The organism is Mesorhizobium sp. M0862 (assembly GCF_040319795.1).
Classification (GTDB): Bacteria; Pseudomonadota; Alphaproteobacteria; order Rhizobiales; family Rhizobiaceae; genus Mesorhizobium.
Genome location: NZ_JAMYOJ010000012.1, coordinates 44,447 through 59,469, shown reverse-complemented (window position 1 = coordinate 59,469; position 15,023 = coordinate 44,447). Strand labels below are relative to the sequence as shown.

The 15,023-nt window shown below is 63.2% G+C and carries 16 protein-coding genes; 8 read left to right on the top strand and 8 right to left on the bottom strand.

Going from position 1 to position 15,023, the window contains the following annotated elements; translation table 11 throughout:
• Positions 1-771: an isocitrate lyase/PEP mutase family protein gene (locus NKI15_RS18975; RefSeq protein WP_352513958.1), complete on the bottom strand. Its 771-nt coding sequence runs from the start codon at positions 769-771 to the stop codon at positions 1-3.
• 321 nt (positions 772-1,092) lie between these two features.
• Between NKI15_RS18975 and NKI15_RS18970 the strand changes: the two genes are divergently transcribed.
• Together NKI15_RS18970 and NKI15_RS18965 are read left to right on the top strand one after the other, a co-directional pair.
• Positions 1,093-3,282, top strand: coding sequence for an anthranilate synthase (locus tag NKI15_RS18970; RefSeq protein ID WP_023669977.1), 2,190 nt, complete (start codon positions 1,093-1,095; stop codon positions 3,280-3,282).
• 23 nt (positions 3,283-3,305) lie between these two features.
• Positions 3,306-4,235, top strand: coding sequence for a cation diffusion facilitator family transporter (locus NKI15_RS18965; protein WP_196813813.1), 930 nt, complete (start codon positions 3,306-3,308; stop codon positions 4,233-4,235).
• Between the two features lie 6 nt (positions 4,236-4,241).
• Here the strand turns inward: NKI15_RS18965 and NKI15_RS18960 are convergent, their stop codons facing one another.
• The 3 genes from NKI15_RS18960 to NKI15_RS18950 form a co-directional block, all read right to left on the bottom strand.
• Positions 4,242-4,628 carry a type II toxin-antitoxin system VapC family toxin gene (locus tag NKI15_RS18960; protein WP_352513959.1) on the bottom strand — a complete coding sequence of 129 codons (387 nt, stop codon included), beginning with the start codon at positions 4,626-4,628 and terminating at the stop codon, positions 4,242-4,244.
• Positions 4,625-4,870 carry an antitoxin gene (locus tag NKI15_RS18955; protein WP_023724992.1) on the bottom strand — a complete coding sequence of 82 codons (246 nt, stop codon included), beginning with the start codon at positions 4,868-4,870 and terminating at the stop codon, positions 4,625-4,627. Before NKI15_RS18955 ends, NKI15_RS18960 begins: the two co-directional genes overlap by 4 nt.
• 65 nt (positions 4,871-4,935) lie before the next feature.
• Positions 4,936-6,024, bottom strand: coding sequence for a hypothetical protein (locus NKI15_RS18950; RefSeq protein ID WP_352513960.1), 1,089 nt, complete (start codon positions 6,022-6,024; stop codon positions 4,936-4,938).
• A 100-nt stretch (positions 6,025-6,124) separates the two neighbouring features.
• Between NKI15_RS18950 and NKI15_RS18945 the strand changes: the two genes are divergently transcribed.
• From NKI15_RS18945 to NKI15_RS18925, 5 genes are all read left to right on the top strand, one after another.
• A complete protein-coding gene (locus NKI15_RS18945) occupies positions 6,125-6,553 on the top strand; it encodes a DsrE family protein (protein WP_023711111.1) in 429 nt (142 codons plus the stop codon).
• A 73-nt stretch (positions 6,554-6,626) separates the two neighbouring features.
• Entirely contained in the window at positions 6,627-7,406 is a 780-nt protein-coding gene (locus NKI15_RS18940) for an SDR family NAD(P)-dependent oxidoreductase (protein WP_023686180.1), read from the top strand.
• A gap of 79 nt (positions 7,407-7,485) precedes the next feature.
• Positions 7,486-7,794, top strand: coding sequence for a putative quinol monooxygenase (locus tag NKI15_RS18935; RefSeq protein WP_352886578.1), 309 nt, complete (start codon positions 7,486-7,488; stop codon positions 7,792-7,794).
• A gap of 80 nt (positions 7,795-7,874) precedes the next feature.
• Complete coding sequence (locus NKI15_RS18930; RefSeq protein ID WP_023711109.1) at positions 7,875-8,963, top strand: AbrB family transcriptional regulator; 1,089 nt, start codon at positions 7,875-7,877, stop codon at positions 8,961-8,963.
• 45 nt (positions 8,964-9,008) lie between these two features.
• Positions 9,009-9,761: an SDR family NAD(P)-dependent oxidoreductase gene (locus tag NKI15_RS18925; protein ID WP_023734989.1), complete on the top strand. Its 753-nt coding sequence runs from the start codon at positions 9,009-9,011 to the stop codon at positions 9,759-9,761.
• A gap of 149 nt (positions 9,762-9,910) precedes the next feature.
• Here NKI15_RS18925 and NKI15_RS18920 read toward each other — a convergent pair whose 3' ends face one another.
• Positions 9,911-10,807 carry a LysR family transcriptional regulator gene (locus NKI15_RS18920; protein ID WP_023733384.1) on the bottom strand — a complete coding sequence of 299 codons (897 nt, stop codon included), beginning with the start codon at positions 10,805-10,807 and terminating at the stop codon, positions 9,911-9,913.
• A 146-nt stretch (positions 10,808-10,953) separates the two neighbouring features.
• On the opposite strand from NKI15_RS18920, the gene NKI15_RS18915 reads away from it, so the two are divergent.
• Positions 10,954-12,489, top strand: a complete 1,536-nt coding sequence (locus NKI15_RS18915) for an MFS transporter (RefSeq protein ID WP_352513961.1) — start codon at positions 10,954-10,956, stop codon at positions 12,487-12,489.
• Between the two features lie 10 nt (positions 12,490-12,499).
• Here NKI15_RS18915 and NKI15_RS18910 read toward each other — a convergent pair whose 3' ends face one another.
• From NKI15_RS18910 to NKI15_RS18900, 3 genes are read right to left on the bottom strand one after another with little or no spacing between them, the layout of a single operon-like run.
• On the bottom strand, positions 12,500-12,814 hold the full coding sequence (locus tag NKI15_RS18910; protein ID WP_352513962.1) for a nuclear transport factor 2 family protein: 315 nt from the start codon (positions 12,812-12,814) through the stop codon (positions 12,500-12,502).
• Positions 12,814-13,590: an esterase family protein gene (locus NKI15_RS18905; protein WP_352886652.1), complete on the bottom strand. Its 777-nt coding sequence runs from the start codon at positions 13,588-13,590 to the stop codon at positions 12,814-12,816. The genes NKI15_RS18910 and NKI15_RS18905 overlap by 1 nt, the downstream gene beginning before the upstream one ends.
• A gap of 5 nt (positions 13,591-13,595) precedes the next feature.
• Positions 13,596-14,762, bottom strand: coding sequence for an ATP-grasp domain-containing protein (locus NKI15_RS18900; protein ID WP_352513963.1), 1,167 nt, complete (start codon positions 14,760-14,762; stop codon positions 13,596-13,598).
• Between the last annotated feature and the right edge of the window lie 261 nt (positions 14,763-15,023).

The window sequence follows — 15,023 nt, the reverse complement described above, 5'->3', positions numbered from 1 at the left end:
CTAACCCGAAATCGCCAGCCGCGCCTTGGTCTCCAGCCATTCGGCCATCTGCCGGTACGGCACCGGGCCGTGGCTGACACGGGCGACACCAAGCTCGGCCAGGCGCTGGCGCGGCGGCACGTGCGCCAGCGCGATGATGTTGACCGGCAATGCCGTCGCCTTGCACAGCGCCTCGATCAGACCCTCGTCGCCGAGCCCCGGCGCAAAGAAGCCGCTCGCTCCTGCCTTTTCATAAGCGTGCGCCCGCTCGATGGCCTGGTCGAGCAGCACGCTGTCATGCACATCCGGCTTGGCCTTGAGGAAAATGTCGGTACGGGCGTTGATAAAGGCGGGAATGCCGGAAGCCTTCACCGCCGCCGCTGCCGCCTCGATGCGCTTCACCTGTATGGCGATGTCGTGCAGACCGGCGCCGCCGACGATCTGGTCCTCGAAATTGAAACCGATGGCGCCGGCCTGCAGGGCACGTGTCACCGTCTGGGCGACAGTCACCGGCTCGACGCCGTAGCCGCCTTCGAGGTCCATGGTCACCGGCAGGTCGACTGCCGCCACGATGCGCTTGATGTTGTCCAGCGCCAGCTCCAGCGGAATTTTCTCGCCATCGGCATAACCAAAAGCAGCCGCGACCGGCCAGCTTCCGGTGGCGATCGCCTTGGCGCCCGCCTTCTCGACGATCTTGGCCGAGCCCGGATCCCAGGCATTGTAGAGAACGATCGGGTTGCCCCTGACGTGGAGCGCATGGAACCTGCGTGCGCGCTCGATCTGCTCGGTCATTGCTGTCTTCCCGTCTTTCCGATGTTGGACGAACAGTCTAGGCAGGACCCCAAGCCTTGGCGATGTGCCATGGGCTGCGGAAGCGGCGGCCACAAACAGGCCTTTCAAACCTGTTGCGCATCCGGCTTTTCGCCGCTATGGATTTCGCCCATGAACATGCGCTCGATCAAGACCATTTGGTGGTGGGCTCGCTGACAGCGGCCTGTTCGAACGCGTGCGCGTGAAAATAGAGGGTGGCCGCAACGGAATGTCCGGGCGGCCATTTGTTTTTTCAAAGCCATTCCCGGGTCCGTTGCCCCAACAAGCCATATGGAGACGGCAATGACGATGAAGGCTCTGGAAAACGGCGCGGAAAGCTTCGTGACCGCAGGTGGTGTCACCATCACCCGCGAACGCCACGACAAGCCTTACGCCGGTGCGATCGATGCCTATGTCGATGGCTTGAACTCGCGCCGTGGTGCGGTGTTTTCCTCGAATTACGAATATCCGGGCCGCTACACACGCTGGGATACGGCCATCATCGATCCGCCGCTGGTGATTTCCGCGCGTGGCCGCGCCATGCGCATCGAGGCGCTGAATGGCCGTGGCGAAGTGCTGCTGCCGGTGATCGGCAAGACGCTGGCCGGCGTTGCCGAGGTGACGATTGCTGAAACCTCGAAAAAGCTGATCCGCCTCGATGTCGCCAAGCCCGGCCGCGTCTTCACAGAGGAAGAGCGCAGCCGCGTCCCCTCTGTGTTTACTGTGCTGCGCGCCATCACCGCTCTGTTCAAGACCGATGAAGACGCCAATCTCGGCCTTTACGGCGCCTTCGGTTACGACCTCGCCTTCCAGTTCGATCCAGTCGACTACAAGCTTGAGCGCAAACAGAGCCAGCGCGATCTCGTGCTGTTCCTGCCTGACGAGATCCTGGTCGTCGACCATTATTCGACCAAGGCCTGGACCGACCGCTACGACTATTCCGGCGACGGTTTTTCAACCGAGGGGCTGCCGCGCGACGAAATTGCCGAACCGTTCAAGACCGCCGACCGCATCCCGCCGCGCGGCGACCATGAGCCGGGCGAATATGCCAATCTGGTGCGCAAGGCGATGGACAGTTTCAAGCGCGGCGACCTGTTCGAGGTCGTGCCCGGGCAGATGTTCTACGAACGCTGCGAGACGCAGCCTTCCGAAATCTCGCGCAAGCTAAAGTCGATCAACCCGTCGCCCTATTCCTTCTTCATCAATCTCGGCGAAAACGAGTATCTGATCGGCGCCTCGCCCGAAATGTTCGTGCGCGTCAATGGCCGCCGCGTCGAGACCTGCCCGATATCCGGCACCATCAAGCGCGGCGACGACGCCATTTCCGATAGCGAGCAGATCCTGAAGCTGCTCAACTCCAAGAAGGATGAATCCGAGCTGACAATGTGCTCGGACGTCGACCGCAACGACAAGTCCAGGGTCTGCGATCCGGGCTCGGTGCGCGTCATCGGCCGCCGCCAGATCGAAATGTATTCGCGCCTGATCCACACCGTCGATCACATCGAAGGGCGCCTGCGCGAAGGCATGGATGCCTTCGACGCCTTCCTGTCGCATGCCTGGGCGGTCACCGTCACCGGCGCGCCGAAACTGTGGGCCATGCGCTTCATCGAGCAGAACGAAAAGAGCCCGCGAGCCTGGTATGGCGGCGCCATCGGCATGGTCAATTTCAACGGCGACATGAACACCGGCCTGACGCTCCGCACCATCCGCATCAAGGACGGCATTGCCGAGGTGCGAGCAGGCGCCACGTTGCTCTTCGACAGCATCCCCGAGGAAGAAGAAGCCGAAACCGAACTGAAGGCATCCGCCATGCTCTCCGCCATTCGCGACGCCAAATTGGGCAATGCCGCAGGCGCCGAACGCACCACCGCGCGCGTCGGCGACGGCGTCAACATCCTGCTCGTCGACCACGAAGACTCCTTTGTCCACACACTGGCCAACTATTTCCGCCAGACCGGTGCCAATGTCTCGACCGTGCGTTCGCCGGTGCCGGAAGAAGTCTTCGAACGGCTGAAGCCCGATCTCGTCGTGCTGTCGCCCGGACCGGGCACGCCGAAGGATTTCGACTGCGCCGCGACCATCAAGAACGCCCGCGCCCGCGACCTGCCGATCTTCGGTGTCTGCCTTGGCCTGCAGGCGCTGGCCGAGGCCTATGGCGGCGAACTCAGGCAGTTGCACGTGCCGATGCACGGCAAGCCGTCGCGCATCCGCGTCTCCAAGCCCGGAATCATCTTCTCCGGCCTGCCCAAGGAAGTGACCGTCGGCCGCTACCACTCGATCTTTGCCGATCCGGTGCGACTGCCCGACGATTTCATCGTCACCGCCGAGACCGAGGATGGCATCATCATGGCCTTCGAACACCGCAAGGAGCCGATCGCCGCCGTCCAGTTCCATCCGGAATCGATCATGACGCTCGGCCACAATGCCGGCATGCGCATCATCGAAAACATCGTTGCGCATCTGCCGCGCAAGGCCAAGGAAAAGGCCGCTTAGAAACGATGGCGGCAACGGACAACATGGCGGCGATCGCAGCGAAAGCAGCGGCCAGGCAAAGGATCGCCAGCCTTGCCTTCTGGTCGATTGTCATCGCCTGCGTGGTGCTCGCGCTCAAGCTTGCCGCCTGGTACGTCACCGGCTCCGTTGCGCTCTATTCGGACGCATTGGAATCGATCGTCAACGTCATAGCCTCGGCCGCCGCCTATTGGGCGGTCCTGGTCAGCTACAAGCCGGCCGACCAGGACCATCCGTTCGGCCACCACAAGGCCGAGTATTTTTCGGCGGTGCTGGAAGGCGTGCTGATCGTGCTCGCCGCGCTTTTGATCCTCAACGAGGTCTGGCGCTCCTGGCAGACGCCGACCCCGCTCGAACAACCCTGGGAGGGCTTGGCGATCAACGGCGTCGCCACCGTCATCAACGCCTTCTGGGCCTGGACGCTGATCCGCGCCGGGCGCAGCGCAAAATCACCGGCGCTGGTCGCCGACGGCCGGCACATCATGACCGACGTCGTGACCTCGGTCGGCGTCTTCGGCGGCCTCGTCGGCGCTATCCTGACCGGTTGGCAGATCCTTGATCCGGCGCTTGCCGTCATCGTCGCGCTCAACATCCTGTGGCAGGGCTGGCACGTCATCGGCTCGTCGATGAACGGGCTGATGGACCGCGCAGTGGACACGACCGAACACATCCACATTCGCGACATCATCTCGGCCAATTGCAAGGGCGCGCTGGAGGTTCATGACCTCAAGACCCGCATCGCCGGCCGCGCCACCTTCATCGAGTTCCACCTGGTCGTCGACGCCGACATGACGGTCGGCGCCAGCCACGTCATTTGCGACCGCATCGAGGACGCGCTGAAGGCCGAAATCCCCTCGGTGCGCGTCACCATCCATGTCGAGCCGGACGACGAGGCGAAGCTGCCGAAAGGCACGACGGCGGTGCCGTTCGCGTGAGGCGAGTTACCACGTTTCGATAGTGAGATCTTTGATCCGCTCGAATTCCCGGATATTGCGGGTTATCAGCGTGAGGTCCCGAGCACGTGCCTGCCCGCCAATCAGCGCATCGTAGGGACCAATCGGGGTTCCCAGTGCCGCAAGCCCAGCACGAATCTCGCCGGCATGTCTCGCGTCGTCTCGGCCGAATTCAAGTACCGGGAACTGCAAAGCTTCGATGCGCGCCAGATTTTGGACCTTTCGCTGGCTCTTTTCAGCGCCGTAGTACAGCTCATGCAAAACGACCGCCGAGAGAGCAAAGTCTTGTGGTGCATGCCGTTTGAGCAAAGCCAGCAGACCCTCGTCGCCCGCGATGATCGCTATGACGGCATTGGTGTCGAGCAGGTAGGTCACTTAAAGAGGTCATCCAAAGCAGGTCGATCCTGACCATCCTGACGCTCCAGCGCTCCCTGGACGAAATCGTCGTCAACCGGTCCGATGACCTGGTCGAGCCATGCCCAATCCTGCGCAAGCGGCTCCAAGATGACAGTTTGCCCATGACGACGGATCGAAACCTCGTCTGCCTCGAACCGAAACTCCTTAGGCAAGCGCACAGCTTGTGACCGGCCTGACCAGAACACCTTTGCCTTGTCCATGTGCTATCCTCAAATGAGATATAGCAAAGATATATACCATGGTAGCGTCATAGACAAGATCGAACTCAACGAGTGCAGGCCGTCTGCGGCATAGCCTCCAAACGGTAGACCTTGTCATCGGACTTGGTCTTGCCATCCGCCGAGCACAGATCGACAATCGCCAGGCTGCTATTGGGGTTGGCCAGCATCAGGGTGCCGTTGGCGCCGCGCTTGAGGAAGATTTCCTTTTGCGCGATATCGCAGGAAAAGTTGCTCATCTTCGAACTGGCCGCGCAGCGCCATTGATCCGCTTCACCCTGGCAGGAATAGGTCTGCGTGACCTTCGTCCCGTTCTTCCTGGTGGTCACCGAGACGGCGACATCGGAGCCGTCGGGCCAGTTGGCGACATCGCCTGAGGCAAAGGAGGCGAGTTCGACCGGCCCGCGGAAGACCCGGATCGACTGCGTCACCTGGTCGGGATGCGAGGAGAGATGCGCGGCATCGTAGTCTCGCCCGAAGCAGAAGGGTTGGTCCGGTTTCAGTCGCTCGCGCAAGGGAGCCCCAAGCGCCGGATCGATCGGGTCGATCTTGGCGAATTCAGCCTGGCAGGTTGCGGCCGGCATCGGGTCGAGACGGAAATTATCGTCCTCCGAGCCCAGCGCCTGCCGGTCATATTCGGCTTCGCCCAGTTCGTCCTCCGATCCGGCGTCGAGATAGAGATCGGACGAGACATCGGTGAGGATCAGGCGGCCTTTGTCGTCGAGCTTCAGCGACGCCATGGTGCGGTCGCAGTCCATGCCGCAGCGGATCGGACCTGACTTGCCGTCCTCGGACTCGTGATTGCACCAGCCGCCGGCCCATTGCGGCGCCTTGGCGCCGCGCACCGTGGTGGTGAGAAAACCGTTGTAGGAGGTGTCGGCGTTTGCCATCGGCTCTTCGTTCGGATGGCTCACCGGATCATGGCCATAGAGGAAGAAGATCCGCGCCACCTTCTGCTTTGGATGCGCCTTGAGGTGCGCCGCATCATAGACGCGGCCGAAACACGCATCGGCGCCATTCGGGCTGAGTTCGGGTAATTTAAGCGCATCGCCGGCAAGGGCCGAACTTGCAAGCGCGCCGAGCAGCACGCAGCCAAATCCAGCGCTGGCAACAACCTTCCACTTCCTGAACGCCATGTGACCCCCTCCTCGCATCGACAGGACGTAACGTGAATTTATGCTAGTATCATGGCCGCAGCCACGCAATTTGCGGGGAGCGCCAAGCCGAGAGGATGCCATGCGTCGACGCGACATGTTCCGGGCCAGCCTTGCCGGTGCCGCCGGCCTGTTCGGGCTGAGCCGGGCCGCCGCCGTTGAAGACAGACCGAAGGTCGCCTATCACCTCAGCGACCTCGATAAGGTCAACTTCGTGCTCGGCAACATCAAGAACCACTATGAAGGCACCGGCGGCAATGTCGACATCGTGTTGGTCGTGCATGGTCCGGCCCTCGCCGGCTTCAAGTCGAAAGGCATATCGGCGGCGATCTCGGGACGCTTTGCCGGCCTTGTCCAACAGGGCCTTGAGCCGCATGCCTGCGGCAACACCATGCAAGGCATGGAGATCACGCTTGCCGACCTGCTCGAGGGCTTCCACGCCGCCGACAAGGGCGGCGTCGTCAAGCTCGCCGAACTGCAGCGCCAGGGCTACGCCTATCTCCGGCCCTGAGCCGCCACGGGCTTGAACGTGAAGGCCATGAGAGCCTACGAAGGGTGGCCAAACAGCCCGAAGGAAAGTGCTCATGACCGCGACCACCCTCGTCATCCCCGATCTTGCCGGCAAAGCGGTGCTGGTCACCGGCGCTTCGACCGGCATCGGTGCCGCCCTTGCACTGGCCTACGCCGCCCAGAAATGCCGGGTCGCCCTGCACTACAATTCGAGCCGGGAGGCCGCAGAAACGCTGGCCAAAAACATCCGCGACAGCGGCGGTGAGGTGTTCCTGACACAGGGCGACTTCTCACAGGCAGCCGATGTCGAGCGGGTAGTCGAGGAGAGCGCCGAAACATTCGGGCGGCTCGACGGGCTGATCAACAATGCCGGCGGCATGCTCGGCCGCGTGCCCTATGCGGAGCAGACCGAGGCGCACTACGACGCGGTGATGGACCTCAACGCCCGCTCGGTGCTGACGGCCTCGCGCAAGGCGATGCCATGGCTGAAGAAGCAGGGCGGCTTCATCGTCAACACCTCGTCGATCGCGGCGCGCAACGGCGCCGGCGGCGGCGCCGGGCTGTACGGTTCGGCCAAGGCCTTTGTCTCCAATGTGACGCGCGGCATGGCCAAGGAACTGATCGGCTTCGGCATCCGCGTCAACGCGGTGGCGCCGGGCACCATCGCGACACCCTTCCATGAGCGCTATTCCACCGACGAGCAGATGAAGGGCATGGTCGCCACCATTCCTCAAGGGCGTGCCGGCACGGCCGAAGACTGCGTCGGCGCTTATCTGTTTCTGTCCTCCGATCTTTTGAGCGGCTACATCACCGGTCAGGTCATCGAGGTGAACGGTGGCCAGTTGATGCCGTGAGCCGGCAATTGCATACTGCGTCTCGCAACCATGCATGTCGTGCGCACGTTTGCTGAGGTTGGAAGAAAGGGGAGAGGCAATGTACGGATTGATCGGAAAGATGCGGGCGGCGCGCGGCCAGCGCGACGCGATCATTGATGTGCTGCTCGCCTCGACCGGCGCCATGCCGGGTTGCCTGAGTTATGTCATCGCCCGCGACCCGGCCGATGCCGACGCGATCTGGGTGACCGAAGTGTGGACCGACGCCGCAAGCCACAAGGCTTCGCTGCAGCTGCCGGAGGTCCAGGCAGCGATCGCCAAGGCCCGGCCGATCATCGCCGGCTTCGAATTCCAGGTCGAGACCCATCCGGCCGGCGGTTTCGGCCTGCCCGCCATCAAGAACGAGTGACATCCCAACGCGGGGTCGGGGTCGTGAATTTCGTCCGAGACAGCGTTCGCATTTTTCTCTTCCAGGTCTAAGACCCAAACATGGACTCTTCGCCAGACCAACCGGCCGTCGAACGCATGGCGCGCATGCGTCCGGTTCGGCAGTGGCTGGTGCTGCTGATCGTCTCGCTGCTGTTCGCCGGCGCGCTGGAATACGCCGCACTGCCGGCGGCGCTGCTGATCGGCCCGATGCTGGCGGCGATCCTTGCCGGCACCAATGGCGCCACGGTGCGCGTGCCGCGGCCGCTGTTCGCCGCCGCCCAGGCCTTGGTCGGCTGTCTGGTCGCGGCGTCGATCTCCACCGACATTTTTTCGGTGTTCTACAAGGAATGGCCGCTGGTCCTTGTCGTGGTGCTGGCGACCCTTGCGGCGTCCAGCCTGCTTGGCTGGTTGATCAGCCGCTGGCGCATCCTGCCCGGCACCACCGCGGTCTGGGGCTCGTCGCCGGGTGCTGCCACTGCCATGGTGCTGATGGCCGGTGCCTTCGGCGCCGATCAGCGCCTCGTCGCCTTCATGCAGTATCTGCGCGTCATCTTCGTCTCGATGACGGCAGCACTCGTCGCCAAGATGTGGGTCGACACTTCCGGCATCGAGGTACCAGCCATCGTCTGGTTCCCGCCGATCGAACCGGCAGCCTTTGCCGCCACGCTCGGCGTGGCGCTGGTCGGCGGCCTGCTCGGCCGGTTGTGCCGGCTGCCGTCACCCTTCTTCCTCGGCACCTTCATCATCGGCACCATCGTCCATCTCGGCTTCGGCGTGGCGATGCAATTGCCGCCATGGCTGCTGGCGCTCTCCTATGCGATGGTCGGCTGGTCGATAGGGCTGAATTTTACCCGGGCGATCCTGCGTCATGCGACACGGGCGCTGCCGCAGATCGTCGGCTCTATCGTCGTGCTGATCGCCTTTTGCGGCGGGCTAGCCTGGCTGATCAGCCACGTCCTTGGTATCGATCCGCTGACCGCCTATCTCGCGACCAGCCCCGGCGGCATGGACAGCGTCGCCATCATTGCCGCCGCCGCGCAGAACGTCGACATATCCTTCGTCATGGCCTTGCAGTCGACCCGCTTCCTGGTCGTGCTCATCGCCGGGCCGAGCATAGCGCGGCTGGTGGCGAGAGCCGTCAGGGACTGAGATTCAAATATCCAGGGAAGAGGAAAAGTGCCCATGAAACGTCGTGTGAATGCCGTCGATCTCTCAGGCCGGGTCGCCGTGGTGACCGGCGGCGCGCAAGGCATCGGCCTTGCCGTCGCCCGGCGACTGCTGTCATCGGGTGCCAGCGTCGCCATCTGGGATGTGGACGAGACCGCCATGGCGAAGGCCGTTTCCGAACTCGCCCCGCTCGGCCGGGTCGAGGGTTTGCTGTGCGATCAATCGCTGATGGAGGCCGTCGACAGCGCCGCGACCGAAACCGAGCGCTCGCTTGGTCCGGTCGATCTGCTGGTAAACAATGCCGGCATCGCCGGACCGGCAGCGGCGGTGGCGGATTATGATCCTGCCGCCTGGCGCCAGATAATCGACATCGACCTCAACGGCGTCTTCTACTGCTGCAAGCGCCTGGTGCCCGGCATGATCGCGCGCAGCTACGGCCGCATCGTCAACATCGCCTCGGTCGCAGGCAAGGAAGGCAATCCGAATGCCGCCGCCTATTCCGCCGCCAAAGCCGGCGTGCTCGCGCTGACAAAATCGCTCGGTAAGGAACTGGCCGGCCACGACATCGCCGTCAATGCGCTGACCCCATCGCCCGCCCGCACCCGCATCCTCGAACAGCTCACTGAGGCCCAGGTCGCCTACATGCTGGGCAAGGTGCCGCGAGGCCGGTTCGTCGAAGTCGAAGAGGCGGCTGCGATGATCGCCTTCATGCTATCGGACGAAAATTCCTTCACCACCGGCGCAACGTTCGATCTCTCCGGCGGCCGCGCCACCTACTGAGAAGCGCTGCTGTTCCTCGCTGTCGCCGTCGCTGTCGGCCGCGAAGGACTAGATCATGATGAGATTTCGTTGAAATTTCATCATGATCTAACCCTTTGTTGGAGCATGATCTTTTCCAAAAACCGGTACCCACTTTTTGGGATCATGCTCTAAGAGCCGCCCAGCGTCGCGGCAAGCCGGTCGGGAAGGAAATCGACGAAGGCGCGAACCTTCGGCGACAAATGACGATTGGACGGCCACAGCAACCGGAACTGGCCGCGGCCGTCGACATGGTCGTCCAGCACCGTGCGCAGCAGGCCGTCACGCAGCGCCTCGCGGACCAGGAAATCGGGCATCGAGCTGATGCCGAGCCCGGCCATCGTGGCGCCCTTCAGCGCCTCCGTGTTGTTGCAGGTCAGCATCGAGCGGACCTGCGGCTCGGCGCTGCCGCCGATGAACGGCCAGCCTTGCAGCTTGCCGCTGTTGGGAAAGCGGAAGCGGATGCCGTAATGGTTCACGAGATCGTCCGGGCCGCTCGGGTTGCCGTGCTGCTCGATATAGGAGGGTGCCGCACACAACAGCAGCCGGAAGGGTGCAAGCGGCCGCGCCACCAGGCGCGAATCCGGCAGGTCGCCGCTGCGGATCGCGATGTCGACGCCTTCGTCGATGAGGTCGACGATGCGGTCGTTAAAGTCGATGTCGAGTTCGATTTCGGGATAGCGCGCCATGAACTCCGACAGCACCGGGAACAGCAAATGATAGGTCACGATCGGCGTCGAAACGCGCAGCCGCCCATGCGGTGTTTCGCGGCTCCGCGACAGCATCGCCTCGGCATCGTCGATGTCGTCGAGGATGCGCCGCACCCGCTCGTTGAACAGCTTGCCCTCTTCGGTCAACCCGATGCGGCGCGTGCTGCGCTGAAGCAACCTTACGCCGAGATCCTGCTCGAGCCTGGCGACGCTCTTGCCGACGGCCGATGCCGAGATGCCGAGCGTGCGGCCCGCAGCGATGAAGCTGCCGAACTCAGCCGTGCGGGCAAAGGCCAGGAGCCCATTGAGGCGTTCCATCGCATCTCTCCATTCGAGCGTTTCAGTCCGGTATATCTGGAGATTTAACACTATTCTTCTCGAAGTGTCGCGAGCCTATCTTCCCGTTACGACCGGCGCAGCAAGCTTGCGGCAGGCCGGCGGATCCTGGTTCAGATAGGAAATCCATGACCTCGAAGACCACAAACGGCGCGGTCGCGCCATGGCTTGTCCTGTTGTCGGTATGCCTTGCCGCCATGACAATGCCCTTGACCTTCACCGGCCCGGCCGTCGCGCTTTCCCGCATTGCGGCCGACCTCGGCGGCAGCCCGATCGCGCTCAACTGGGTGACCAACGCCTTCATGCTGACCTTCGCCGCCACCTTGATGGCATCAGGCGCGCTGGCCGACAATCATGGCCGCAAGCGGCTCTTCCTTGTTGGCCTCGCCACCTATGTGCTGGCATCGCTGGGATCGATGTTCGCCCCTGATATCGTCTGGTTCGATGTGCTCAGGGCTGCGCAAGGGCTCGGCAGTGCCGCCGCCTTTGCCGGCGGCGCCTCCGCTCTTGCCCAGGAATTCGATGGGCCATTGCGGCTGCGCGCCTTCTCCTTCCTCGGCACCAGTTTCGGCATCGGCCTCGCTTTTGGGCCGATCGCGTCGGGCCTGCTCATAGATGCTTTCGGCTGGCGATCGATCTTCGTCTTGGTGGCAGTGCTCGCGATTGCAGCCGCTTTGCTCGGCCTGCGCACCATCAGGGAATCGCGCGATCCGGATGCGACCGGCCTCGACTGGGCGGGAGCCGGCACCTTTACGATCGCGCTGGCATCGCTGACCTACGGCGTGCTGCAAGCGCCGCAGAGCGGCTGGACCGATCCCCTGGTGATCGCGCTTCTCGTGGCGGCCGCCCTTTGCTTTGCCGCTTTCGTCGTCGTCGAGCGGCGCGTGCGCCGGCCGATGCTCGATCTCTCGCTGTTCCGCTTTCCCCGCTTCGTCGGCGTCCAGTTCCTGGCGGCCGCTCCCGCCTATGGCTTCGTCGTCCTGCTGGTGCTGTTGCCGATCCGCTTCATCGGCATCGAGGGGATGAGCGAGATCAAGGCGGGGCAGTTGATGATCTGCCTGTCGGGACCGCTGTTGATCCTGCCACTGCTCGCCGGCCAGGTAGCGCGCTGGATCGCTCCGGCAACGATCTGCGGTGTCGGCCTGCTTGTGGCCGCCGGCGGCCTTGTCTGGCTGAGCCTGACACCGCCTGTCGCCGCAGCGCTGGTGGCGCCGCTGATCCTCATCGGCGTCGGCATCGCCTTGCCCTGGGGGCTGATGGACGGACTTGCCGTCGGCGTCGTGCCGAAAGAGCGTGCCGGCATGGCGGTCGGCATCTTCAACACCACCCGCGTCGCTTGCGAAGGCGTGGCGCTGGCGATCGTCATGGCAGTCCTGTCGGGTTTCACGGCAGCCCAACTGGCAGCTCAGGGAACGGCGTCTTCCCTGGATGCAACCGCCGCCGCGCAGCTGCTGGTGACCGGCAACATCGGCGAAGCGGCAGCCCGCTTGCCGGGTGCCGGAGCCACGGTCCTGGTCCAGGCCTATGAGATCGCGTTCGACAGGCTGCTGATCGTGCTGGCGGCAATCACCATCGTCACCGCCCTTGTCGTCTTTCTCGGCTTGCGCCGTGGATCGGCGGTGGAACACGAGACCATTGCTCTGCCGGTTTGCCAGGAAGGGTAGCTGAGCCGCGTCAGGAGATGACGAGGCTCGCTATGCGGTGGCCGTCCAGCACGAAGGTCATGTCACCCTCGCCGTTGAAGCCATTGCCTTTCACGGCAATGCGGACGCGGTAGCTGCCCTCGACCTCGGCGATGCGGACAATGCGAAGATTGGACTTCACGCCGATATTGTCCGACTGGTTCCAGCGCGCGATCTGCTGGCGGCCTTGGAAGGACCGCCCCCACTCGGTCAGGGACGCGTCGGCTGTGAACGTGTCGAGAACGGCTTCGCTATCACCCGCATTGGTGGCCTCGATAAAGCGGCGGATAGGTTCGGGTGTGGCCATCAATCGAGCCGGTGCATCAGATCGTCATCCAGCCAGCGGCCGAAGAAATAGACCAGCTGCTTGTGCCACCATGGCCAGTCATGACTGACATCGCCGCCCCAATAGTCGACCCAGGCGGGAATGGATTTGTCGCGCAGGATCTGTTCCAGCCTGCGCGTCTCGACCAGCATCCGCTCTTCCCAGGCGCCCTGCCCGCAGCAGAAGATCATCCTCAGCGCCTTCAGCCGGGCAAGCAGTTTTGGGTCCACGATGCCGGGCAGATAGTCGAGCGGCGAATTGTAGAAAATGTCGCCTTCCAGCACCTTGCCGAAGAAGTCGCCCGCCGAATAGACGCCCGACAGCGCGATGACGCCGCTGGCGAGTTCGGGAAAGCGAAAGACGAAGTTCGAGGAATGATAACCGCCCATCGAACAGCCGGTGAACAGCGGCTTTAATTTGCGCCCGCCATTGGTTTGCTCAGCGGTCGCCAGAAACTCCGGCAGCGCCTCCTCGCGCACATATCGGAAATAAGCCTCGTGGCGACCGATACGGTGGGCGGCGCCGGCATGCTTGTTGAAGAACGATTCCGAATCGACGCCGTCGACCGCAAACAGCTGGATGCGGCCGGTATCGATGAATTCGGCCAGCGCTCCAACCCCGCCGGAATCCTCGAACTGGTAGAACCGCCCCTGCGACGTCGGGAACACCACCACCGGCCGGCCGGCATGGCCGTAGCGCTTGTATTCCATGTCGCGGCCGAGGTTGCCGGAGAAATGCTTGTGATAGGAGATGTCCATCGCGTTCAAGCCTTTTCCGCGTGGATGTAGGCGACGGCCGCGCGCAGTGCTGCTTCGTCTTTCGAGCGCATCTGGTAGGCGTAATTTCCCATAGCGCGGCTGAAAACCTCTTCAATTGGCTGATGATGGACGATCTTGTCGCGATGCGCGGCTATCACGTCCTCATGGCTGTGCAAATAGTCGAGGCGCCGCTTGCGGCTGGCATAGGCGGTGAAATATTTGCCCTCGTAAGGCCCGCCGGCGGCATCCTTCACCACCATGTCCGCCCAGGCCGCGTAGACGTCGATGTCGAACGTGTAGTTGATCGCATCGGTCATCCAGGCGCCGGGCGGCCGCATGTTGACCTCAAGCGCGATGACGCGGTCGTCCTTGGTTTCGAACAGCTCGATGTGGAAGAAGCGCTCGCGCACGTCGAACGCTTTGAGGATCTTGCGGCCGGCTTCTTCGATCGCCGGTCGGACCTTGGGAAAGCAGGTGTAGCTCATGTGGCGGTCCTTGTTGACCACTTCCATGATGCTCTGGTCGTAGCGGTGGCTGGCCGCCAGCACCACCTCGCCGTCACGGTTGACCAGCCCATCGAAGGTCACCACCAGCCCCTCGATGAACTGCTCCATGACGAAGGTCACGTCCTCGGGCTTGTCTCTGAAGAACTGGTCAAGTTCCCTGGCGTTGGAAATCTTGAAGGTGTTCGAGGCGCCGGAACCGGAATCGGGCTTCACCACCACGGGATAGCCGACGCGGCGGATGAAGGTCATGGCACCGGCCCGGTCGGAGCATTTGCGCTGGGCGATGGTGTCGACGCCGCTCTTGCGAAAGAATGCACGCATGCGGCTCTTGCGCTTCAAATTCCTCACGAAATCGAGCTTGGTTCCGTAGATGTTGAAGTCGGTGCGGATGTTGGCTTCCAGCTCCAGCCAATGCTCGTTGAGGGACTCGAAGCGCTCGATGCGGCCCCATTTGTGGATGAAATGACCCATCGCCCGGAACACCGGATCGTAGTCCTCCATGTCGGCGATGCGGTAATATTCCGACAGGGCCACCTTCAGCTTGCCGTCCAGCGCCTCATAAGGCGCATCGCCAATGCCCAGCACCGTGGCGCCGGCCTTCTTCAGCCGGTCGCAGAAATCGGCGCCGTTGGCGGGAAAATGCGGCGAGAAGAAAACGAAATTCACGGATGACCCCTCAGACGGCGAAGCATTGCGGCCCCGGCTACACGCAAGTCTGGCGCATTTGCCGCGCATGGGGAAGAGTGCTCGCGAGTGGTGGAATGGCAGCCCACTTGCCTGTCCATGGCGGCTCCTGTATGAAACCCGCCATGAACACGCGCGTCTCCTCCGTCGCTTCCCGTCTGACCGGCTTTGCCGGCGAGACCGTGCGCGCGCTGGCATCGACCCTGCTTCTTCTCGGCCTTATCGGCGATCGCCGGGTTCGCT